This window comes from Mycolicibacterium rhodesiae (assembly GCF_002086695.1).
In the GTDB taxonomy this organism is placed as follows: domain Bacteria; phylum Actinomycetota; class Actinomycetes; order Mycobacteriales; family Mycobacteriaceae; genus Mycobacterium; species Mycobacterium rhodesiae.
Map to the genome: position 1 here is coordinate 24218 of NZ_MVIH01000003.1, position 21943 is coordinate 46160.

Here is a 21943-nt window from a genome sequence, read left to right on the forward strand (position 1 = left end):
TCGCCCAGCTTAGAAAACCTGGGCCCCTTGTGTGCCGACGACCATTCCGTGGCCGGTGCTGTCGTTGGTGAAGCGGGTCCCGTCGCTGCGGGCGTCGATCGTCCAGCCGACCGCGTGATATGTCGCGTAGTCGAGCGTCGTGGTGGGGATGTCGCCGAGGTTGCCGAGGATCCAGCGCAGGTTGCCCCCGGCGGTCACCTCGACACCGTTTGCGGGGGTGCCGTTGATCGCGGGTGCGTTCGTGAAATTCGATTCGCAGCCGACCGACTCCGAGTTGAGCTGGCAGCGGGTCTGGCCGGACTTGGTTTCGATGTAGACGTAGCCGGTGTCGCTGGGCGGCAGGGTCTGGCCGCCCGGGTTGGGTACCGAGGGCGACGGGGTCGGCGACGGCGTCGGCAGCGGGGTGGACACGGTCGGCTTGCTGGTGGGGAAACTCGGCTCGCCGCCCGGTCCGCAGCCCGGGCATCGGGCCGCGCCGTCGGTGGTGGAGCTACACCCGGCAGCAACGCCGGCAGCCATCAGCCACACCACCGCCACACCGGCCTTCATGCCGTTGGATATCCGCACGCCGAACTCCTGCCGTCGGATGTCAGGGTACGCATGTAGTGACGGAAGTGACTCCAGTGACTCGCGGGGCTGAGTTCGACGACCCCTGGCGATCTCGGAACCCCCGACCAGTGATCGGGCTAGATTCGGTGCAGCTATGAAAGGGTGCGTCCATGACCGACACCGGCCGCCTGTTGTTCAACCCGAACACTTACGACCCGCAACAGTTCGATCCCGAGACGCGGCGCCAGCTCACAGCGTTGATCGGGTGGTTCGAGGAGCGCGGCAAGACGCGCCTGCTCCAAGACGACCACGACGCGGTATGGGTGTCGGACTTCCTGGACTTCGTGGGGCAGGAGAGGATCTTCGCGACGTTCCTGACCCCGTCGGAATTCGGACTCGGGGATGACAACAAGCGGTGGGACACCTCCCGCAACGCCGCGCTCAGCGAGATCCTCGGTTTCTACGGCCTGGCGTACTGGTACGCCGAACAGGTCACCATCCTCGGGTTGGGCCCAATCTGGCAGAGCGACAACATCAAAGCGAAGGAACGGGCGGCCGCGCAGCTCGACGCCGGCGGGGTGATGGCCTTCGCGTTGTCCGAACGCGAGCACGGCGCCGACATCTACGACACCGACATGGTCCTCACGCCGGCCGACGACGACGGCCTGGCCTTCCGTGCCAGCGGCGAGAAGTACTACATCGGCAACGGCAACGTGGCAGGCATGGTGTCGGTGTTCTCCCGCCGGGCGGACGTCGACGGCCCCGACGGCTATGTGTGGTTCGTCGCAGACAGCGCGCACCCGGCCTACGAGCTGATCGGTAACGTCGTGCGCGGCCAGATGTTCGTCAGTACGTTCGCGTTGCACGACTATCCGGTGCGTGAGGAAGACATCCTGTGCGTTGGGCCCGAAGCATTTTCGGTGGCGCTCAATACCGTGAACGTCGGAAAGTTCAATCTGTGCACCGCGTCGATCGGAATGTGTGAGCACGCGTTCTACGAGACGATCACCCACGCCAACAACCGGATCCTGTACGGCAACCCGGTCACCGACTTCCCGCACGTGCAGGCCGGGCTGGTCGAGGCTTACGCCCGGCTGGTCGCGATGAAGCTGTTCAGCGATCGCGCCATCGACTACTTCCGCAGCGCCAGTCTCGAAGACCGTCGCTATCTGCTGTTCAACCCGGCGACCAAGGCGAAGGTGACGTCCGAGGGTGAGAAGGTGGTGGTCCAGCTGTGGGACATCATGGCCGCCAAGGGTTTTGAACGCGATACCTATTTCACTCAGGTCACTCGGCTGATCGGTGCGCTGCCGCGACTGGAAGGCACGGTGCACGTCAACGTCGCCCAGATCCTCAAGTTCATGCCCAACTATCTGCTCAACCCGGCGGACTATCCCGAGATCGGCACCCGCGATGACGCGCGCGACGACACCTTCTTCTGGGCGCAGGGCCCGGCGCGCGGTGCCTCCAAGGTGCAGTTCGCCGACTGGGTTCCGGTGTTCGAGAGTGCCTCCGCCATACCGAACGTCGCCCGCTTCCTCGAGCAGGCGCGGGCGCTGCAGCAGTTGCTGCTCACCGCCGCGCCCGATGCCGAGCAACAGAAGGACCTCGACTTCATGCTCGTCATCGGTCACCTGTTCACCCTGGTGGTGTACGGGCAGCTGATCTTGGAGCAGGCACAGTTGCGCGGCATCGACCCGGATCTGGTGGACCAGATCTTCGACGTGCAGGTGCGGGACTTCTCAGCCTACGCGGTGGCGCTGCACGGTAAGGCGAATTCGACCACGGCGCAACAGGAATGGGCTCTTGGTGCGGTGCGCAAGCCGGTCACCGACGTTGACCGCTTCGACCGGGTGTGGGGGCAGGTCAAAGCGTACGACGGCGCATATTCGATGCGCCCATAGCCGGCCGCGGTTCACGAGAAGCTCTTGAACCGTTTGAACTTCCACAAATAGGGTGCCAACCGCCGGGCCGGTAACGAACCGGGCCAGTCGTCAGCGCGGAAGTAGGCGTCGGATCCGCCGTCGACGAATAGAACACTGCCACACAGGAAATCCGCGGCATCCGACAACATAAAGACCACCCAGTCCGCTAACTGGCCGGCGTCACCGAAGCCACCGATCGGCACCGGGAACGAATGGATCGTCTTGGCCTCGGCCGGGGTGGACAGCTGCTTCTCCAGCAGCGGGGTCAGGATGGCACCCGGAGCGATGGCGTTGAGCCGGATTCCGGCACCGGCCCAGTCGCGGGTCACCGCATTGCGGCGAACCCAGCGGCTCACTGCGATCTTCGACGCGCCGTAAGCCATCGACGCTGCGGCACGGCCGAAGATGCGTAGGATCCGCACGGCCTTCTCGCCGTCACCGTCCAGCATGGCCCGGATGGCACGGCCGGGTATCGCTGGAATCGTGGTGGTCGAATTGCTGGAAAATACTACGACTTTGGCGCGCTCGGCGGCCGCCAGCGCCGGCCGCCACGCCTGCAGCAATTCGATCACGCCGAAGAAGTTGACCTGGATGATCCGGGACGGCTGGTCCTTGCCGGGGGTTGGGCCGAGCCCGGCCGCCAGCACCGCACCGTCGAGACGTCCGCCACAAGTGCTGAGCACGGCGTCGACGGCCGTACGGCGACCGGCCGGAGTGGACAGATCGGCCACCACGTCGGCGGCCTGGATGTCCACCCCGATCACGGTGTGCCCGTCGGCCCGCAGCCGCTCAGCGACCGCCCGACCCATGCCCGAAGCAGAACCGGTGACGACGTAGGTACCCATCGGAGTGAGTATGGCCCACCGGTGCCGTGGTCAGGCCACCAACACCGAGGGCTCGTTTTGTGTCGCGACCGTCGGCGGATCCTGCGGATAGCCCTGCGCGAAGATGTCCACCCCGGTCATCCAGGCCACCAGTTCGGCAAGCGCGCTGGTGGCTGCGACCGACACATTCCCGAGAACCTGCACCACCGCCTTGGCCACCGCCGCCAGCTGGCTGATCAGGAACGTGTTCTGATCGACGATGCCCTGCAGCGTGGCGGTGAGGCTGGTGATGCCGCCGTCCAGGAAGTACGGGATGCTGGCGAAGATCGTCCGCACGCTCAGCGCGACATTGGTTTGGATGTCCGGCCAGCCGTTGCGCGCAATCGCGTCCTTGAGCGCCTGCTGAAGATCGTTCGGGGTGACTGAACTGGAACCCAGCGTGGTCAACGACACCCCGTTGGATCCCGGTGGCGGGGGAGCGCCGAACAGGTCCAGGACGGTGGGCGTGACGTCGACGATCGAGTACGCCAGGTTCATCTGACCGGCGTCGAAGCCGGCGCCGTTGGCGATGACCCATGTCGAGGTCTCGTCGGGGGACTGGAAACCGTGTCCGAAGCCCAGTTGCGGCTGATGACCATGATCGGTGACGACGATGACGGTCCAGTTCTCACCAGAGGTGTTGACCGCGTCCATGATTGCGCCGAGGTTCTCGTCGGTGCGATGGATGGCATCGGCGTATTGCTGTGAGCCACCGCCGAATTGGTGCCCGGCCTCGTCGACCTGCACCAGGTAGGAGAACAAGAAGTTCGGGGGCTCGCCGCTCTGAATCGCCGCGACGGTCTGGGCGGTGACCTCGGCATCGGTCAGTGACCAGTTGGAGTCACCCGGTACCTGCGGGACCAGTACGGGGGTGTCGACCGGGTAGAGGCCCGCCTTGGCGATGTCGGTGATCACGCTCCAGTCCGCGATCGCCATGGTGTCGATGTCGGAGTTGTAGGCCTCGAGTTGGTTGAACACGGTCGGCCACTTCATGTAGGTGTCGGCGGTGAAGAGGTTGTTGATGACGCCGGTCTGGTTGTCCCACGCTCCAGTGAGGATCGCGGTCCACGACGGGTTCGAGATCGTGGTGTGGCCGACGATCGATGCAATGCCGGTGGTGCTGGCGTTCATCAGACTCACGAAGTTCACGTTCACGTCGGGCTGGGCGAGGATTCGCCGCATGTTCGTGCCGTCGACGCCGATCACCAGGACGTGAGTGTTGGTCGGGTCGGCCGCGTTGTTGGTGACGACCACGGCCGACGCACTGATGTTGCGGTCCCGGTAGGAGTAGGCGGTGCTCTTGGCCCCGACGGGCGGAGCCGGCAGCGGCGGCAGGGGCAGCGCCGGAAGCTTCGGAAGTGACAGCGCTCCAGCAACTTTCAGTGGCGCAATGCTTGCAGTGGTCCGCTTCGCGGTGGGGCCTGCCACCGACGCCTCAGGTGCCTGCGCCCGTCGCGGACCGGTGACCGTACTGCCTGCCTTCGTCACCGGCTTACGCGAGCGGGCAGTCGACGCCGACGATGTCGACGCAGAGGAACCGCGCGATGCGCTCTGCGAATCAGGTGAACCGGTGTCGGCGGAGGCCACCGCGGTCGCGACCGCAGAGCCGGCCCCGGCGACCACGCCGGCCACTGCAACTCCCAGACACACCTGCTTGATCGTCGTCATGCTTCCCCGATCTCTCGCCCACAGTTATTGCACAGCTGTCGCACAGACTAGATCTGCGACGCAACCGCGCATGGCGTTTCGGTGACGCCGTTACGATCTGTCCGGTGGACGTCGACGTCATGACCACTGCGCTGCCGCTGGGAGAAATCGGCAGCCTCGCCCAGCGCACGCAGGCTGCCGGCTTCTCCGGCATGCTCTTCACCGAGACCGGCCGGACCCCGTATCTCAACGCCGCGGTGGCATCGCAGGCTGCGCCGGGACTTGCGCTCTCGACCGGTGTCGCGGTGGCGTTTCCGCGCAGCCCGTTCATCACGGCCGCGACCGCGTGGGAGCTGCAGGAGGGCAGTGGCGGACGCTTCCGGTTGGGACTGGGCACCCAGGTGCGCACTCATGTCGTGCGGCGCTACGGCACCCAGTTCGAACGTCCGGGCCCGCGACTGCGCGACTATGTGCTGGCCGTCAAAGCGTGCTTTGCCGCCTTCCGCACGGGCACTCTCGACCACCACGGCGAGTTCTACAACCTGGACTTCATCACCCCGCAATGGAGCGCCGGACCCATCGACGAACCGGACCCGAAGGTCGACATCGCCGCCGTGAACCCCTGGATGCTTCGGATGGCCGGTGAGGTGGCCGACGGTGTGCACGTCCACCCGATCGGAGAGCCCGGGTACATCGCCCGCCATGTGGTGCCCAAAGTCGCTGAGGGAGCGGCGAAAGCGGGGCGCTCCCCGTCCGACGTCGCGCTGATCGTGCCGGTGATGACCATCGTCGGCGACACCGAGGAGGACCGCGCGGCCGAGCGGGAACGGGTCCGGTTCTCGATGAGTTTCTACGGCAGCACCCCCAATTACGCGTTCATCTGGGACGAGGCCGGATTCGAGGGCACCACTGCCCGCATCCGCGAGAAGCAGAAGGCCGGCGACCTCAACGGGATGGCGGCTCAGATCACCGACGACCACATCGCCACGTTCGCCACCGAGTCGACATGGGACGGACTGGCCGGTGCGCTGGCCGAGAGATACGGCGACACTGCGACCCGCATCGTCCTCTACAACGCGTTGGGTGATCCAGAGCGTTTCGAGCGGTACGGCGAGGTGGCGCGACAACTGGCGCAACGCAGCGCGCCAGGTCGTCCGGCGCGGTAACCTGCCGCCATGCCGGCGTGGATGTGCCCATGAGCACGCATCTCGCGGTCATTGCGACGCTTGCGCTCGCGCTGTTGTTCAGCCCCGAGACACTGGTCCTCGGACTGGTGGTCGCCAGCGACAAGAAGGTTCCCCGACAGGCGACCCTGGCGTTCTCCGGAGGTGCCGTCGCGGGCATCGCCTTCTCCACCGGGATCGGTGTCGGTATCGCCGCGCTGACCGGGACGCCCGCGTCTGAAGGTGACCACACCTCGTGGCCGGGCTTCATCGTCCGGATCCTGATCGCGGCGGCGCTGTTGGCGATCGGTATCCGCCGGGCGACCGGCGCGCTCCGACACAAGCCGATCACCGACGTGTCCAAGCCGCAGCACCAGCCGGGCCGGTTACGGGCCAGGCTCACCAAGCGCCTCCCCGGCCTGGATCCGAAGGCGGATCTGCCTGCCCACCAACGGATCACCCGCGCGGCGATGGCCGGCTTCGCAGTCTGCGGTCTGCACCCCAAAGTCTTTCCGATCGCGATCGCCGCTGGCCACCAGATCCTGCAGATCAGCGACCGTCCCGAACGGGCGCTCGGTGCTGTGGTATTCGCGGTGATCGCGCTCATCCCCGCGCTGACGCCGACGGTCATCGAGTTGGTCCGGCCGGGTGCCGCCGATCGGATCAAGGAGGGATACGAGCGCATCATGAAGGTGCATGGCCGCTGGATCGTCGCGGTGCTGCTTTTGGCCGCGGCAGCGTTCGTCGCTCACGGCGCCTTCGAGCACATGCCGAGGCGCTGATGTGAAGCTAGGGGCAGGCGAGACCGATTCGGCGCGCCTCGGCGGACTGCTCAGCGGCGTCCTGCTGACCCAGATCGCGAACAGTGCAGTGCATTTGGCGCAACCGCTGCTCGTCGCTGATCTGTCCGGGTCACTGGGCAGCGCGGCGTTCTTCTCGGCATTCGGCACCGCCTTGCACATGGTGGGTACCTACCTCGGCGGCTGGCCGACCGAGCGGTTCGGGGCTCGCCGGGTACTGGTCGCCACTACGCTCCTGCGAGGCGTGGTCCTGGCCGGCATACCCGCTGCGATGGCGTTCGGCTTCGTGAACCTGACGTGGGTGATGCTGTGTTACAGCGCCGAAGCGCTGATACGCGGATACGTCGACACCTCCGTGCACACGATTCCCCTCGAACTTGCCGGGCACCGGCCGCAACTGCTGGACAGGATCAACTCCCGTTATGAGTTGGCCTTCGAAGTCGGTGCTGTCGTAGGACCACTCATGCTCAGCGGGCTGATGGTGTGGTCGGCGGAGATCGTGTCCCACATTGTCATCCCGGTCGGCTTCGCTGTGTCGGCGGCGTGCTATCTGCTGATTCCCGAACGACCGGCCATCCCCGTCGACGACCGCAACCACACCCACGGCGGGGCATGGGCTGGGGTGAAGTACATCCTCAAGAATCGGTACCTGCTGATGGTGGTCGTCGGTTTGATGCTGTTCCACCTCTACGAGTTACGCAAAGACCTGAGTGCATTCTTCGCCAAAGGCCTGCTGCACCAACCGCATATGGCCGGTCACGTCGGATCAGCCTTCGCGCTCGGCGGGGTGGCGGGTGCACTGCTGTATGCGGTCACTCAGCGCCGCGGCTCCGGACGCGGGTGGATGTTCGCGGGAGTGGGCGGGACGTTGTTGCTGGCGGTGGGCTGGATGCCGGTGAACCTGTGGATCATGGTGGTGGCGGTGTTCCTGTTCGGCGTCACCAACGTCTGCGCCCGATTGGTCCTGACGCGCTGGCGCCAAGAGCTGACCCCGCTGGAGCACGCGGGCGGTGTCACCGCCGCCTCGGAGTTCGGCCGGACGGCGGCCTCGGTGGGGGTGGACAGCCTGGTCGGCGGTGCGTTCACCGCGGGATCCACCGCTTACGGGTCGTTCGGGATCGTGGGCGCCGCGCTGGGAATCTTCGCCCTCGCCCAACTGGCGCTGGCGCGGGCGCTGAAACGCCTGCCCGGCAACGAAATACCGGCGACCAGTGACAACTAGGCTGCGTCGACCGTGATGGTCGATGGGTCGACGGTCGGCAGCGACAGTTCCACGTTCGAGACGGTGACCGAGCCCAGCGCCCCGACCGCACGGTAGGAGGCCGACGACCCGAACACCTGCAGGGTGACCTTCTGACCGGGTCTGAGTGTCTGGGCCACCATCTCCAGGTCGACGTCGGCGACGCGCTCGGTTCCGTCCAGGGTCACCTTGATCGGGGTGACCTGGTTGCCCAGCACCTGACCGGTGGAGTTGTCGACGAGTTGAGCGTAGAGGTGATCGCCCGAGCCGGTGCCCGAGTAGGTGAAGCTCAGGTGCGGTGCGCCGACGACATAGGTCGTCGAGGTGACCGCCGGTGTCGTGTAGTTCAGCGCGTCGATGGCCCGCGATGATCCGATCGGCACCACTCCGAACAGCCCACCGGCTCCCAGGAATGGCACAAGGGGCAGGGTCCGAGTCGTGGTGCTGGACACCACCACTGGGTCGCTCGGCGTCAGATCGTAGGATGCCGACGAAAGGTGTTGGCCCCGTTGGTCCACCCACTCGAACTGGGGGCCGGTCTGCACCGTCGCATCTTGTTTGACGTAGTGATCGAGCCACTCGAGGGTGCGCTGTTGGACCAGTACACCGCCGGTGTTGAACAGGTCGTTGGTGCACAGACCGTGGCCGCCGCAGAACCAGATCACCTTGGTGTCAACGTTGTTGCCGATCAGCGCCAGTGCGTTGGCGTTGGCCTCCTGCAAGGTGAACAGGGTGTCGACGGTGCCTTCGATCAACAGTGTGGGTGCGGTGATCTGGCTGAGGAGGTCTGTCGGGAGGCCGGGTCCGCGCTCCTCCAGCAGCGCCACGTCTGCCGGTGTCAGGTGTCCGGTCAGATCGCCGTAGATGGTGGCCGGAATGATCTTGGGATTGGTGCGGGCCAGGGTGAGGACCAGCACGGTCGACAGCAGCGTTCCCCAGCCGCTCTTGAATGACCCAGCCTTGTAGAGCGAGCTGGTCAGGCTGTTCCAGGCGATCGTCGGAACGATCGCGTCGACTCGGTGATCGGTTGCCGCCGTGACCAATTGGATGCCGCCCCCGTAGGACGCGCCGACCATGCCCATCCGCGGGTCGAGCTCGGACGGTTGGCCGTCGAGCTTGACCTCCGGTTGGGTGGCGACCCAACTGATGATCGCCGAGACGTCGCGGGCCTCGTAGTCGGGTGAGTCGATCTGCAGCTGGCCGCCCGAACTGTATTCGCCGCGCGGGTCCCATGTCACGACGTTGTAGCCGGCCTTGCGCAGGGCGAGGATGCTCGGCATGCCCAGGGCGTTGGTGAGGACGCCGTCGACGACGCTGCCGTCGATGCTTGTCTGGCCGGGCATGCCCAGTCCGGGTCCGTAGAAGATCGTCGGCGCCTGGGTACCTTCCTGCAGCCCGGACGCCGGCATGAAGTGGACGTAGATCTGGGTGCCGTCGAACGAGACCACCTTGACGTCGCGAGGTTGTGCGGCATTCGGCGATGCCCCCGGGTGCACCGGATAGCCGAACAGGGGGTGGAGCACGTCGCCGAACACTGGGATCTGGTGGATGAACGCCACAATCGGGGTGAACAGGACCGGACCCAGGACCGGGATGTGTTGCAGGAATGCCAGCGGCGCGATCTGCGGGATGGCCACCACTGGCGTGGGGATGGCGGGCACATCGGCGGTGGGCGCCGCAGTGGTGGCGGCGACCGGGGTGCGTTGTGTCTGCGTGGTGGCCTGCGACTCCCGGCGGGATGCGGCGGCCAGCACCAGCGTCACCGGGGAGTCGACCGGTGCCGTCGGATCGTCGGTCACGGTGCGGGTGGCCGTGGCTGTGGCGGTGGCACGCGGCATCATCACGGACCGCACGGTCGCCCGCGACGCGGTCTTGGTTGCGGTCGTTGCGGAAACGGAGCTGACCGTCCTCGCGCTCTTCGCAACACCGCTGTGTTGCGCCGAGGACCGCGTCCCTGCCGAACTGGCCGACGACGAATCACCGGAGCCGGCCGGCGCGGCAGAGGCCTGGCCCGCTCCGGCAGCGATCGCGACCCCGATCCCCAGCGCTACCGCAAGCCCACCGATACGACCGACAAACGCCCCTGCACCCATTCGTCTATAAGTAGCTTGGCGTGCCCCGGTGTGTCTGGCGGTTCGTCCAACCTGTGCCAAGTCTGACGTCGTCGTCAAAAGTGGTGGGCGAGAAGGAATGGCTCAGCACTGGCTGTCGGGGCCGTGATGGAGCAAGCTGACCATGGGTCATAAAAGCCTGCATCCAGGACTGCGGAGGGAACCAGTCATGCCCACCATCAGCACTTCCGACGGCGTCGAAATCTTCTACAAGGACTGGGGTTCCGGTCAGCCGATCGTGTTCAGTCACGGGTGGCCGCTGACAGCCGACGACTGGGACGCGCAGATGACGTTCTTCCTGCAGCACGGCTACCGGGTGATCGCGCACGACCGGCGCGGGCACGGCCGTTCTGATCAGGTCGGGACCGGCAACGACATGGAGCACTGGGTCGCCGACCTTGCCGCGCTGACCGAGCATCTCGACCTGCGCGAGGCCGTTCACATCGGACACTCCACCGGTGGCGGCGAGGTGGCCCGCTACGTCGCGCGTCACCAGGACCGCGTCGCAAAGGCGGTGCTGGTGGCGTCGCTGACGCCAAACATGTTGCGCAGCAACGACAATCCTGGTGGTCAACCGAGGGAGTGGTTCGACGCGGTGCAGACGGGGGTCCTGACCAACCGGTCGCAGTTCTACCGGGAGGTGCCCGAGGGTCCGTTCTACGGATTCAACCGTCCCGGCGTGGCGCCAAGCCATGGCAGGCAGTGCCCAGGCCCACTACGAGACGGTCTTCACCTGGCTCGAGGACTGACAAGTTGAAGGTCGACGTCGACGGCCTTGTCCGTGGTGGATCAGATATCGGCGAGCAGGCCTCAGTCCTATCGGGTTCGCACCTACTGTCCATGCTGGGGCTCAGTGACTCTGAGTCCGGATGGGTGGGCTCGTCCGCCGACGCGCTGGTACGGATGGCCGACACTTGGCAGCGGGTCGCTGATAAGCACCATGCCGCTCTGACTGAGCAGGCGGCTCATGTCGTCGACACCGCCAAGGGGCTTCGCGCCATGGATGACCACGGCGCGACTGATCTTAGACAGCTCGGCGACCGAGCAGACGGCGTCTAACTCACCAAGAGGATCGGTACGAATACTGCTTCGAAGACCGCTACTCCCAGACACGCGTAGAACGCGCCACGAGCGACGTGCCAGTGATTCTTGAAAGGCAGCACCGCGGACGCACCGGCGACCACAGCGGGAAACAGCGGCGCGAGCGGCCACAAGAATCCGAATGTCAAAACCACCGATGCGAAGCCCACGAAAAGTCCGATGAGTAACGGGATCGGATGCTGCTCCTCAAGGGCTGGCGTGCTGTCGGGTGCGGGCGACGGAGTAACCATGGGCGGTAGTCAGCCTCTCCAGGAGATCGCGTGGGTCAAGACTCCGGGGAGTGAAACGGCGAGCACTGGCGTCAGGCCGGTAAGCGGAGCCAGGATCAAGCCCATCCCCAAGGCACGATTGCGGGGACTGGTGCTGCGGCGGTAGATGAAAGTTCCCACGGACACGACGATGACCGCCGTAATACAGATCGCGATGACAGCCGTTGTTGATGCTTTCGAGGCCAGGATGGCTCCTGCAGCCAGTCCCCAGAACGCCCCACCGCCGAGCGCGCCGACCAATGTGGCTCTCCGCCAGTCCACGACCGGATATGCCATCTCAGCCCCTCCAAAATACTTCGAGCGATGAGTAAAGGGGTCTCCACCCCGGATCGACTGTAGGACTTGCCATTTTCGACGCTCCTCGGTCTCAGCGCGGGGGAAGGAATTCGTCACCCTGAAATGGGGTGAACGTTCGGACGACCGGCACCTCGCCGGCCGCTGGTCCAAAGGGGGTGAAGTTGCCGGGCGGCACGATTGACATTGGTGGTGTGATCGGTACGGCTTGGGGGCCATGTATTGGTCCGGGCTGTGCCGGCTCGAGCTGCGGAACTACGCTGTTGAAGCTCGGGATGATGGTGGATTCACCCACGTCTTTATGCGGCAGCAGACCCACCATCGGACCCGACGCGTCGTCGGTAAAGCTTGGCCACGACTGCAGCAACGGGGTTGTGGCTCCGTTCCGGTCGCTGTAGATCTCAAGCGCCGGAAAGGAAGTGACATTGCCACCCACTCGTGGCCCGTCAGCACTTGGGCTGATGCCGAGTGTGCCGTTGACGCTGAATGGAATGGCTTTTGCCGGCACCTCGCCACCTGGCGAGAAGGGATCAGCGGCGTTGTAGCGGAGCAACACTGCACCGTTTGACTGTTGGACTGCCGAAATATCGGGCGTACCAGCCCTTACTTGTCCGGTGTCGGCATTTACTGATGGATTCTGGCGGGCGACGATGATCCCGTTCTCAAAGTCGGTGTAGATGGCCACGCGGGACTCTTCTGGTCCCACGGTGGGAGAGAAGCCGCGATTGTCGCCGACATTGTTGTCGTAGGGCAACAGGTGACCATTGTTGAAGGGCGGGAGTTCGACCGACGGCGCCCACACGTCCTTGCTTGGTATGAATAAGTTCGACCGCACGACACCTTGTCCAGGCACTGGCTTGATGCGGGCGACGACGATGTTCGCATCAACGCCCTTGTTCTTCGGGTCGTAGCTGTGCGGATCTAGAGCGGCCGCAGTCGTCCAGTCGCTCTCGCTGACAGGGTCGCGCCCGAATATCCTTCGGAATGCCTCCGTTTGGTTGCTCCTCTGCACGGCGTCAGATGCCAACGGTGCTTCGGCAATGTCACCGTCGGCCATCTCCCTTGTGGCGTGGTCGAGTGCCGTGGCGAGGTGCTGATCGGTGGAGTTGGCTCGCCGCAGTAAGTCGACGATGGCATCGTGAACGGTCTGCATATGCCGCTCGTTCTCAGCCTGTTGTGCGGGATCTGCCGCGCGAAAGCACTCGAGCGAGCTGGTGGCTATATCAATCGTGATGCCCCACCGGTCGGCCATCCGCTGGATCCGGTTCCACTCGGCCTTGATGGACTCCACTTCGGTGGCCGCGGACGTGACTTCGCGTGCGGCAAGGTCGCATTCGTCGGCGTGCTGAAGGAGGCTGCTGCTGATGGCCTGGGCTTTGGCCGTCGCGGCTTCGTGGGAGGCGCCCTCCCACTCGAGCTTCGCGACGACGGCGCTTTGGTCATGCGCGACATCTCGAAAATGCTCAGCTCGAGTGGTCGTTGTGGTCGCGACACCGCGAACCGCCCCCGGGTCCCACCTGTCCAGGTCGGCTAATGAGATCCCCACAGCTGGCAAACCTACTGGCGTTCGTGTGCGGCCGGTACTCACTACCGGCCGCACACGCTCAGGCCGTCCAAAGTGCGGGTTGTTGTCGATGGATCGCACTCCCCCCGACGAAAGGTCGCACGCTCGGCGACGTTCCACCGCTGAGGTCCGCGAGTGTGTGTTTTCATCCGCGACGCGCCGGTCGCGGTGGATCAGACCGCACACTCGCAAACGCAGAGCCGGCGGCGCCGGGAACAAATCCGGAACACCCGCCGTTGACGGATTCGACAACTTGAGTGAAATCGACTCAACTCTGGCTTGACAGCCGCCCGGCAAGAGGGGCAGTCTTGAGCCTGGTTCGCTCAGACCCAAAGACGTAACTATCAGGAGGAATCAACATGGCTCGTGCGGTCGGCATCGACCTCGGGACCACCAACTCCGTCGTGGCGGTACTGGAGGGTGGCGACCCGGTCGTCGTCGCCAACTCCGAAGGGTCCCGCACCACGCCGTCGGTGGTCGCCTTTGCGCGCAACGGCGAAGTGCTGGTAGGCCAGCCCGCCAAGAACCAGGCAGTGACCAACGTCGACCGGACCATCCGTTCGGTGAAGCGGCACATGGGCACCGACTGGTCCGTCGAGATCGACGGTAAGGACTACACCGCGCAGGAGATCAGCGCCCGCGTGCTGATGAAGCTGAAGCGGGACGCCGAAAGCTACCTCGGTGAGGACATCACCGACGCGGTCATCACCGTGCCCGCGTACTTCAACGACGCCCAGCGTCAGGCCACCAAGGAAGCCGGCCAGATCGCCGGCCTCAACGTGCTGCGCATCGTCAACGAACCGACTGCTGCGGCGCTGGCCTACGGCCTGGACAAGGGCAGCAAGGAACAGACCATCCTGGTCTTCGACCTCGGTGGCGGCACGTTCGACGTCTCGCTGCTGGAGATCGGCGACGGCGTCGTCGAGGTCCGCGCGACCTCTGGTGACAACCACCTCGGTGGTGACGACTGGGACGACCGGATCGTCGAATGGCTGGTCGACAAGTTCAAGGGCACCAGCGGCATCGACCTGACCAAGGACAAGATGGCCATGCAGCGGCTTCGTGAAGCCGCCGAGAAGGCCAAGATCGAGCTGAGCTCCAGTGGCAGCACCTCGATCAACCTGCCCTACATCACCGTCGACGCCGACAAGAATCCGCTGTTCCTCGACGAGCAGCTGACCCGTTCGGAGTTCCAGAAGATCACCCAAGATCTGCTGGACCGCACCCGCCAGCCGTTCCAGCAGGTCATCAAGGACGCCGGCATCTCGGTGTCCGACATCGACCACGTGGTGCTGGTGGGTGGTTCCACCCGTATGCCCGCGGTGACCGACCTGGTCAAGGAGCTCACCGGCGGCAAGGAGCCCAACAAGGGCGTCAACCCGGACGAGGTCGTGGCCGTCGGTGCTGCGCTGCAGGCCGGTGTGCTCAAGGGTGAGGTCAAGGACGTTCTGCTGCTCGATGTCACCCCGCTGTCGCTGGGTATCGAGACCAAGGGCGGCGTGATGACCAAGCTCATCGAGCGCAACACCACTATCCCGACCAAGCGGTCGGAGACCTTCACCACCGCCGACGACAACCAGCCGTCGGTGCAGATCCAGGTCTATCAGGGTGAGCGTGAGATCGCCGCACACAACAAGCTGCTCGGCAGCTTCGAGCTGACCGGTATCCCGCCGGCTCCGCGCGGCGTGCCCCAGATCGAGGTGACCTTCGACATCGATGCCAACGGCATCGTGCACGTCACCGCCAAGGACAAGGGCACCGGCAAGGAAAACACGATCAAGATCCAGGAAGGCTCCGGCCTGTCCAAGGAAGAGATCGACCGGATGATCAAGGACGCCGAAGCGCACGCCGAGGAAGACCGCAAGCGTCGCGAAGAGGCCGACGTCCGCAACCAGGCCGAGTCGCTGGTCTACCAGACGGAGAAGTTCGTCTCCGAGCAGCGCGAAGCCGAAGGCGGCTCCAAGGTCCCCGAGGACACCTTGACCAAGGTTGACGCCGCGATCTCGGAAGCGAAGACGGCGCTGGCCGGCACCGACATCGGTGCGATCAAGTCCGCCATGGAGAAGCTGGGCCAGGAAAGCCAGGCTCTGGGCCAGGCCATCTACGAGGCGACCCAGGCCGACCAGAGCGCCGGCCCGTCGGGCGGTTCGTCCGCTGACGATGTCGTGGACGCCGAGGTCGTGGATGACGATGATCAGGAGCGCAAGTGAGCGAAGGTCGCGAGGAAGAACCGGTAACTGTCACAGACAAGCGCCGAATCGACCCCCAGACCGGAGAAGTTCGCGAAGCCTCCGGCCCGGCCCCCAGTGGGCCGGAGCCGGGGGACTTTGCGGGCGAAACGCCGGAGGAGTCGGACAAAGCCGCTGAACTGCTCGGTGACCTGCAGCGAGTGCAGGCCGATTTCGCCAACTACCGCAAGCGCGCGCTGCGCGATCAGCAAGTGGCCGGCGAGCGCGCCAAGGCCGCCGTGGTGAGCCAGTTGCTGCCCATCCTCGATGACCTGGACCGGGCACGCAGCCACGGCGATCTGGAGACCAGTCCGCTGAAGTCGGTCGCCGACAAGCTCACGGCCGCGCTGGCGGGGCTGGGTCTGACAGCCTTCGGCGCCGAGGGCGACGAGTTCGACCCGTCGTTGCACGAAGCCGTGCAACACGAGGGCGAGGGCTCGAAGCCGGTGCTGGGCACGGTGATGCGGCAGGGTTACAAGCTCGGCGAGCAGGTGCTGCGGCACGCGCTCGTCGGGGTGGTCGACACCGTCGACGAGGGGTCCGCGGCACCTCGGAAGGCCGACACGCCCGTCAACGGCGACCAGAGCGGCGCGCAGAACGCAGAATCGAATTAACAGCATGACCGACGGTGAGAGGAGGTGACGCGGCATGGTTCAACGCGAATGGGTTGAGAAGGATTTCTACAAGGTGCTCGGCGTCTCCTCTGACGCCAGCGAGGACGAGATCAAGCGGGTGGCCCGCAAGCTGCTCGCCGAGAATCACCCCGACCGCAACCCGGACGACAAGGCGGCCGACGAGCGCTACAAAGAGGTTGGCGAGGCCAGGGACGTCCTGACCGATCCGGCCAAGCGCAAGGAGTACGACGAGACCCGGCGGATGTTCGCCGGCGGCGGTTTCCGCCGCGGTAACGGCGGCGGCGGTGGGTTCGGCGGCTTCAGCGGTTACGGTGCCGACGGCGGCGAGTTCAATTTGAACGACCTGTTCGACACCGCCAGCCAGACCGGCGGCACGAACATCGGCGACTTGTTCGGTGGCTTGTTCGGGCGCGGCGCAGCGCCGCGCCCGAGCCGGCCGCGGCGCGGCAAGGACCTGGAGACCGAGACCGATCTCGATTTCCTGGAAGCGACCAAGGGTGTCGCCATGCCGCTGCGGCTGACCAGCCCGGCGCCGTGCACGAATTGCCATGGCAGCGGCGCACGTCCGGGCACCAGCCCGAAGGTGTGTCCGTCGTGCAATGGCTCCGGTGTGATCAACCGCAACCAGGGCGCGTTCGGGTTCTCCGAACCGTGCACCGACTGCCGGGGTAGCGGCTCGATCATCGAGCACCCCTGCGACGAGTGCCACGGCACCGGGGTCACCACCCGGACCCGCACCATCAACGTCCGGATCCCACCGGGCGTCGAGGACGGGCAGCGTATTCGGCTGGCCGGTCAGGGCGAGGCCGGTTTGCGCGGTGCGCCATCCGGCGACCTGTACGTCACCGTGCATGTTCGGCCGGACAAGGTGTTCGGCCGCGACGGCGACGACCTGACCGTGGCGGTTCCGGTGAGCTTCACCGAGCTGGCTTTGGGGACAACGCTTTCCGTTCCGACGCTGGAGGGCAAGGTCGGAGTGCGGGTGCCGAAGGGCACCGCCGATGGCCGGATACTGCGGGTGCGTGGGCGCGGTGTGCCCAAGCGCGACGGCGGTCACGGCGACCTGCTGGTCACCGTGAAGGTGGCGGTGCCACCGAATCTCGAGGGTCAAGCGCTCGAGGCGCTGGAGGCCTACGCGGCCGCTGAGCGGGCGAGCGGGTTCGACCCGCGCGCCGGATGGGCGGGGAACCGGTGATGGGTGCTTCCAGCGAGTCCCGAGAGACCCGGACGTTTCTGATCTCGGTGGCCGCCGAGCTGGCCGGTATGCATGCGCAGACGCTGCGCACCTACGACCGGCTCGGCCTGGTCAGTCCCCGGCGTAGCTCCGGTGGGGGACGGCGGTATTCGGAGCGCGACGTCGAGTTGCTGCGCGAGGTGCAGCGGCTGTCGCAGGACGAAGGCGTGAACCTCGCAGGGATCAAGCGGATCATCGAGTTGACCAATCAGGTCGAGGCTCTGCAGTCCCGCGTCGAGGAGATGATGGGCGAGCTGGAGTCGTTGCGCGCCAACCAGCGTCGTGATCTGGCGGTGGTGCCGAAGAGCACCGCGCTGGTGGTCTGGAAGCCGCGCCGCTAGTCGGCTCCGAAGCCCGTTCTGCTCCGCTTCAGGACGCCGGCTTCGTCAGGAACTGGCCGTCGAGGAACTGGTTGTAGTCAGGCAGCGTGGTAGCCGCGTCGATCGACTTCTGAGTCTTGCCCCATTCGGCGAGCGCGCTCAGGTCGGCGGCGAGGTCGGGTTTCAGCTGAACCGTGAAGTCGAACTCGGACAACACGGTGTTCAGCAGCTGCGCGTCCAGTTGGGTGGCCTTGGCGACGGCGGCCGTCGCGGCGGCATCGTGGGCGGACAGCGCTGCGCTTGCGTCGCCGAGTGCGGCGAAGAACGACGTGATCTCGGCCCCTTTCGACGAGATCGCCGACGGGGTGGCGATGAACAAGCTGTGCTGGATGTAGGTGCCCCCGTTGAGCGGCACCGCGTCATCGCCGAGCGCGGCAATCGTCTGCGCCTGGTACGGCTGGAAAATCGAGACCGCGTCGACGTTGTGTTGGGTGGCCGCGGTGACCATGGCCGACGGTGAAACCTGGACGAGATCCGCCTTGATGTTGGCCTGGGCCAGCGCATTTGACACGTAGTACGCGGCGCTGGTGCCCAGCGGGGTGCCGATCGACTTGCCTGCGAGGTCGGCGACGTCGGTAATGCCTGCGCTGCGCCGGGCCACGATACGGGAACCCTCCCAACGGGATCCGTCGGCGACGATGCGCAGCGCCGGCGAGCGGGTGAGCGCCGCCGCCGTCGGCACGTCCGCCGCGGTGGTGATGTCGACCTGGCCGGCGCTCACCGCCTGCAGTGCTTCGACGCCGGATTGGAAGTTCACAACCTTGACGTTGACGTGGTGCTTGCTGAACATCCCGCCGTCGGCGGCCACGGGAATCTGGGCCCAGGAAGGATCCACGACGAAGCCGACGGTCAGTTCATCGGCATTGCTGCTGGAGTCGTGGGCGCAGGCGGTGATCGAGGTGGCCATTGCCAACGCGACAATGGCGGCCGCGGCGAGTCGTTTCAGCGTTGTGTTCACTAAGTCGTCCTTTGCGAGCAGGGATGGATGTGTCAGTGCACGGCGTGGTCGATGCCGAGTCGGTGGTGCAGGGTCTTGCGAATCGCTCCGTAGCCGGGCTGTTCTGCGAGCGTGTCCGCCGGACGCGGGCGACCTAGGGGGTTGGTGATCTGGTCGACGATCTGTCCGTCCTGCAGCACATTGACGCTGTCGCCCAGTCGTATCGCCTCGTCGATGTCGTGGGTGACGAAGACGATCGTGCGGTTCAGACGTGACCAGAGTTCGATGAGCAGGTCTTGCATGCGCAAGCGGGTCAGTGCATCGAGGGCGGCGAAGGGCTCGTCCATGAGCATCACGGACGGCTCACCGGCAAGCACGCGTGCGATGCTCACGCGCTGGCGCATACCGCCGGACAGCTCCGCGGGGCGCTGCCTGCACACGCCGGCGTGCAGGCCGACGGTGTCGAGAAGTTCGGCGATCCGTGCTTGCCGTTGCCGCCTGTCCAGTTTTCTTGCAGCCAAGGCGAAGTCGATATTGTCGGCGACGCTCATCCACGGAAACAGAACGTCACGCTGGAAAGCGACGCCTCGCCGAGGGTCGGGAGCGGTGACGGCCTGGCCGTTGTCGATCACCGTGCCGGAGGTGGCGGTTATCAGTCCGGCCAGGCAATGCAGCAGTGTCGACTTGCCGCTGCCGGAGGCGCCGACCAAGACGGTGAATGACCCGTCGTTGACGCTCAGCGATATCCCCTTGAGGGTGGGAGTCGCCGCGCCCGGAAACTGCACGACGAGATCGCGGGTTTCCAGCGCCATCTCAGTGCTCCTCTTGTGCCCAGCGAGTCAACGGTGCGCTCGCCGTGTCGATCAGGGAATCGCATGCCGCTCCGATGACGCCCAGCACGATCAGGCAGAAGATCAGCCGGTCGGCCTGCGAGAAGAGCTGTGCTTGGTAAATGCGGTAACCGATACCCGCAGTGGTCCCGGTCATCTCGGCGACGACGATGAGTACGAATGCCATCGCCGCTCCCACTCTCAGGCCGGACACGATGTCGGGGGTCGCCTCGGGGAGGATGACTTTGCGTAAGGTTTGCCACCGGCTGGCACCCAGGCAGCGTGCGGCTTTCAGATAGTCGGTCGGCGTTCCGGCCAGACCCCCGTGGCTGTTGATCCAGACCGGGACGAAGACTCCGAGCGCGATCACCAGAGTCTTGCTGTTCTCCCCGAGCCCGAACCACAGGATGGCAAGGGGGACCAGGCCGATGGTCGGTATGGGCGCGAAGATCCGCAACACAGGCTGCAGTGCCCGACGCCCGGCGGTGGTGGTGGCGGTGACGACTGCCACCCCGATTCCTGCCACCGCGCCCAGAAGGAATCCCGTCCCGGCCCTGCTCACACTGGCAGTGATGTCCGCGGCCAGCAACCCATCGGTCCACAGGCCGTGTCCCGCTGCCAAAATCTCTGGGACACTTGGGAAAAGCTGACGGGGAAAGCGGCCGCTGGCCACCACGAGCGACCAGACCCCTGACGCGAGGACCAAGCCGGTCAGCATCCACCCGAGGGCCTTGAAGCGGTTCAGCACACGTCTCGGCAGAGTCGAACGGTGGGTCTGATGGCGAGTTCCCGGCGTCCGCGCAGCCGAGGTGGACGCGATGGGCAGCACGCCGATGTCGGCGCTCATCGGCGTAAGTCGACTTTCCGTGGCGCGGTTCGCGGGGCCCCTGCGGGGACCCAGTCGAATGGAACAGCCTGCGACCGGTAGATCAGGGCGGTACGGCTGAGCCGGTCGACGTCAGCCACTCGGGGCTGGCTCACTTCGGGCTCGCCCGCCACGCCGTAGCCCTGATAGGGGCTGTGATACTCCCAGACCACGTCACCGCCCGGGGTGACCTGGAAGAGCCGCCCCTGCATGCCTTCGGTGATCAGTGTGTTGCCGTTGGGAAGTCGTTGCGCGTTGCTGACGAAGGAACTGAAGAACGTCCATGGCGGCAACCCGGAGTCTTCAGCGGTGTATTGCCACACGATTTCTTTTGTCGTAGGGCATATTTCGAGTACCCGGGAGCCGGCGTAGATGCCGAGTGGTGCGGGTGGGTAGCCCGCGCCGCCCTGGTTGTCGAACACCAGGATGTTCCCGGCGCCGGGCAGATCCGCCGCGATCATGTGGGGGTTGTGCTGGCCGGAGGTCTGGTCGAGCGGGCGAGGCACCTTGTGCACGCTGATCCGTTGATGCTGTGCGCCGGCCTCGGCAGCGTAATAGGGGCCGATTCGCCAGGCGACGTTCGCTGTCGACTTGTCGATGAGTGCGACGATATTTGCTTTGCGGAAACTGACAAGGATGTTGTCGGGGTGGAAGGTCGGGTCGGAGTGCTCGGAATACCAATGGTTTTGGCCCAGTGATTTCGCGCTGTTCATCTCCAGATAGCCCCACGGGTCTTCGGGGTCGCGGGCAACGGTCTCACGCAGGGCGCTCCAGCCGGCCTCGGAGAACCCGAACTCGTCGAGGTGATCGCCGGCCAGCCATTGCCAGACGATGTGGCCGTCCGGGGTGACCTCGTAGAGCCCCTGGTCGCCGACGATCAGGTCGCCGAGCGCCGGTACCCGCCGGGGCACCGTCACCAGAATCAGTCGGTTGCCGTTGGGGAGCAGTTCCCAGTCGTGGTTCTGCCGCGCGGCGCCGCCAGGCGCGTCGGCGCCCCATTCCCAGATGCGTTCGCCATCCCAGTCGAGCTGACCGATGGTGCCGTTGGCGTAGATGCCGCCCCGACCGTCTCCGCTGTCGGCGAGCTGGACGATGACGTCACCGACTCGCCCCGCATTGAGTGCCGGATCGAGGATCCGGGCAGGGACACCGGCATAGGGCCATTCGTGAACGACGTCACCGTTGAGATCGATCAACCGGGTGACCGAGTCGGCGCCGGTGAACAGGACGTAACTGTCGTAGGCGAGTTCAGGGTCGAGGTAGGTGACTCCCGCGAGTCGTACGAATGCCATGTCAACCACTCCACCA

At 65.6% G+C, this 21943-nt stretch carries 19 protein-coding genes; 10 read left to right on the plus strand and 9 right to left on the minus strand.

What is annotated here, in order from left to right; all coding sequences use genetic code 11:
* Positions 1-9: 9 nt before the first annotated feature.
* Entirely contained in the window at positions 10-549 is a 540-nt protein-coding gene (locus BST42_RS07370; RefSeq protein ID WP_083117946.1) for a hypothetical protein, read from the minus strand.
* Positions 550-719: 170 nt separating this feature from the next.
* On the opposite strand from BST42_RS07370, the gene BST42_RS07375 reads away from it, so the two are divergent.
* The gene (locus tag BST42_RS07375; RefSeq protein WP_083117947.1) at positions 720-2453 is read left to right on the plus strand and encodes an acyl-CoA dehydrogenase family protein; all 1734 of its coding nucleotides are present in this window, start codon (positions 720-722) and stop codon (positions 2451-2453) included.
* An 11-nt stretch (positions 2454-2464) separates the two neighbouring features.
* Here BST42_RS07375 and BST42_RS07380 read toward each other — a convergent pair whose 3' ends face one another.
* On the minus strand, positions 2465-3319 hold the full coding sequence (locus BST42_RS07380; protein WP_083117948.1) for an SDR family oxidoreductase: 855 nt from the start codon (positions 3317-3319) through the stop codon (positions 2465-2467).
* Between the two features lie 30 nt (positions 3320-3349).
* Entirely contained in the window at positions 3350-5005 is a 1656-nt protein-coding gene (locus tag BST42_RS07385; protein ID WP_083117949.1) for an alkaline phosphatase family protein, read from the minus strand.
* Positions 5006-5109: 104 nt separating this feature from the next.
* Here BST42_RS07385 and BST42_RS07390 point away from each other — a divergent pair, with 104 nt between their 5' ends.
* Genes BST42_RS07390 through BST42_RS07400 form a run of 3 tightly spaced genes read left to right on the plus strand, consistent with a single transcriptional unit; the run spans position 5110 to position 8169 of the window.
* Positions 5110-6150, plus strand: coding sequence for a TIGR03617 family F420-dependent LLM class oxidoreductase (locus BST42_RS07390; protein WP_083117950.1), 1041 nt, complete (start codon positions 5110-5112; stop codon positions 6148-6150).
* 29 nt (positions 6151-6179) lie between these two features.
* Positions 6180-6929 carry a GAP family protein gene (locus BST42_RS07395; RefSeq protein ID WP_133057422.1) on the plus strand — a complete coding sequence of 250 codons (750 nt, stop codon included), beginning with the start codon at positions 6180-6182 and terminating at the stop codon, positions 6927-6929.
* Position 6930: 1 nt separating this feature from the next.
* Positions 6931-8169, plus strand: coding sequence for an MFS transporter (locus tag BST42_RS07400; RefSeq protein ID WP_165760801.1), 1239 nt, complete (start codon positions 6931-6933; stop codon positions 8167-8169).
* Here BST42_RS07400 and BST42_RS07405 read toward each other — a convergent pair.
* Entirely contained in the window at positions 8166-10028 is a 1863-nt protein-coding gene (locus BST42_RS07405) for a CocE/NonD family hydrolase (protein ID WP_237159334.1), read from the minus strand. The genes BST42_RS07400 and BST42_RS07405 overlap by 4 nt on opposite strands.
* Positions 10029-10467: 439 nt before the next feature.
* On the opposite strand from BST42_RS07405, the gene BST42_RS07410 reads away from it, so the two are divergent.
* Both BST42_RS07410 and BST42_RS07415 read left to right on the plus strand, forming a co-directional pair.
* Positions 10468-11055 (plus strand): alpha/beta fold hydrolase, encoded by a 588-nt coding sequence (locus tag BST42_RS07410; RefSeq protein ID WP_435406015.1) that lies wholly within the window; start codon positions 10468-10470, stop codon positions 11053-11055.
* The gene (locus BST42_RS07415) at positions 11052-11357 is read left to right on the plus strand and encodes a hypothetical protein (protein WP_083117954.1); all 306 of its coding nucleotides are present in this window, start codon (positions 11052-11054) and stop codon (positions 11355-11357) included. The genes BST42_RS07410 and BST42_RS07415 overlap by 4 nt, the downstream gene beginning before the upstream one ends.
* 678 nt (positions 11358-12035) lie before the next feature.
* Here BST42_RS07415 and BST42_RS29870 read toward each other — a convergent pair.
* The gene (locus tag BST42_RS29870; protein ID WP_207569463.1) at positions 12036-13508 is read right to left on the minus strand and encodes a WXG100 family type VII secretion target; all 1473 of its coding nucleotides are present in this window, start codon (positions 13506-13508) and stop codon (positions 12036-12038) included.
* A 377-nt stretch (positions 13509-13885) separates the two neighbouring features.
* On the opposite strand from BST42_RS29870, the gene dnaK reads away from it, so the two are divergent.
* From dnaK to BST42_RS07450, 4 genes are read left to right on the plus strand one after another with little or no spacing between them, the layout of a single operon-like run.
* Entirely contained in the window at positions 13886-15736 is a 1851-nt protein-coding gene (gene dnaK, locus BST42_RS07435; protein WP_083117957.1) for a molecular chaperone DnaK, read from the plus strand.
* A complete protein-coding gene (gene grpE, locus BST42_RS07440; RefSeq protein WP_083117958.1) occupies positions 15733-16368 on the plus strand; it encodes a nucleotide exchange factor GrpE in 636 nt (211 codons plus the stop codon). The genes dnaK and grpE overlap by 4 nt, the downstream gene beginning before the upstream one ends.
* Before the next feature lie 34 nt (positions 16369-16402).
* A complete protein-coding gene (dnaJ, locus tag BST42_RS07445) occupies positions 16403-17584 on the plus strand; it encodes a molecular chaperone DnaJ (protein ID WP_083117959.1) in 1182 nt (393 codons plus the stop codon).
* Positions 17584-17964: a heat shock protein transcriptional repressor HspR gene (locus BST42_RS07450; RefSeq protein WP_083118351.1), complete on the plus strand. Its 381-nt coding sequence runs from the start codon at positions 17584-17586 to the stop codon at positions 17962-17964. Before dnaJ ends, BST42_RS07450 begins: the two co-directional genes overlap by 1 nt.
* 28 nt (positions 17965-17992) lie before the next feature.
* Here the strand turns inward: BST42_RS07450 and BST42_RS07455 are convergent, their stop codons facing one another.
* Genes BST42_RS07455 through BST42_RS07470 form a run of 4 tightly spaced genes read right to left on the minus strand, consistent with a single transcriptional unit; the run spans position 17993 to position 21927 of the window.
* Positions 17993-18961, minus strand: a complete 969-nt coding sequence (locus tag BST42_RS07455) for an ABC transporter substrate-binding protein (protein WP_083117960.1) — start codon at positions 18959-18961, stop codon at positions 17993-17995.
* 32 nt (positions 18962-18993) lie between these two features.
* Entirely contained in the window at positions 18994-19752 is a 759-nt protein-coding gene (locus BST42_RS07460; RefSeq protein ID WP_083117961.1) for an ABC transporter ATP-binding protein, read from the minus strand.
* A 1-nt stretch (position 19753) separates the two neighbouring features.
* The gene (locus tag BST42_RS07465) at positions 19754-20617 is read right to left on the minus strand and encodes an ABC transporter permease (RefSeq protein ID WP_083117962.1); all 864 of its coding nucleotides are present in this window, start codon (positions 20615-20617) and stop codon (positions 19754-19756) included.
* A complete protein-coding gene (locus BST42_RS07470; RefSeq protein ID WP_083117963.1) occupies positions 20614-21927 on the minus strand; it encodes an aryl-sulfate sulfotransferase in 1314 nt (437 codons plus the stop codon). The genes BST42_RS07465 and BST42_RS07470 overlap by 4 nt, the downstream gene beginning before the upstream one ends.
* Positions 21928-21943: the final 16 nt, after the last annotated feature.

Excerpts from the sequence above, each read along its gene's own strand:
- BST42_RS07380 (WP_083117948.1), bottom strand. The coding sequence starts at position 3,319 with ATGGGTACCTACGTCGTCACCGGTTCTGCTTCGGGCATGGGTCGGGCG.
- BST42_RS07460 (WP_083117961.1), bottom strand. The coding sequence starts at position 19,752 with ATGGCGCTGGAAACCCGCGATCTCGTCGTGCAGTTTCCGGGCGCGGCG.
- BST42_RS07410 (WP_435406015.1), top strand. The coding sequence starts at position 10,468 with ATGCCCACCATCAGCACTTCCGACGGCGTCGAAATCTTCTACAAGGAC.
- dnaJ (WP_083117959.1), top strand. The coding sequence starts at position 16,403 with ATGGTTCAACGCGAATGGGTTGAGAAGGATTTCTACAAGGTGCTCGGC.
- BST42_RS07450 (WP_083118351.1), top strand. The coding sequence starts at position 17,584 with ATGGGTGCTTCCAGCGAGTCCCGAGAGACCCGGACGTTTCTGATCTCG.
- BST42_RS07395 (WP_133057422.1), top strand. The coding sequence starts at position 6,180 with ATGAGCACGCATCTCGCGGTCATTGCGACGCTTGCGCTCGCGCTGTTG.
- BST42_RS07405 (WP_237159334.1), bottom strand. The coding sequence starts at position 10,028 with ATGATGCCGCGTGCCACCGCCACAGCCACGGCCACCCGCACCGTGACC.
- BST42_RS07370 (WP_083117946.1), bottom strand. The coding sequence starts at position 549 with ATGAAGGCCGGTGTGGCGGTGGTGTGGCTGATGGCTGCCGGCGTTGCT.
- dnaK (WP_083117957.1), top strand. The coding sequence starts at position 13,886 with ATGGCTCGTGCGGTCGGCATCGACCTCGGGACCACCAACTCCGTCGTG.
- BST42_RS07375 (WP_083117947.1), top strand. The coding sequence starts at position 720 with ATGACCGACACCGGCCGCCTGTTGTTCAACCCGAACACTTACGACCCG.
- BST42_RS07470 (WP_083117963.1), bottom strand. The coding sequence starts at position 21,927 with ATGGCATTCGTACGACTCGCGGGAGTCACCTACCTCGACCCTGAACTC.
- BST42_RS07385 (WP_083117949.1), bottom strand. The coding sequence starts at position 5,005 with ATGACGACGATCAAGCAGGTGTGTCTGGGAGTTGCAGTGGCCGGCGTG.
- BST42_RS07465 (WP_083117962.1), bottom strand. The coding sequence starts at position 20,617 with ATGAGCGCCGACATCGGCGTGCTGCCCATCGCGTCCACCTCGGCTGCG.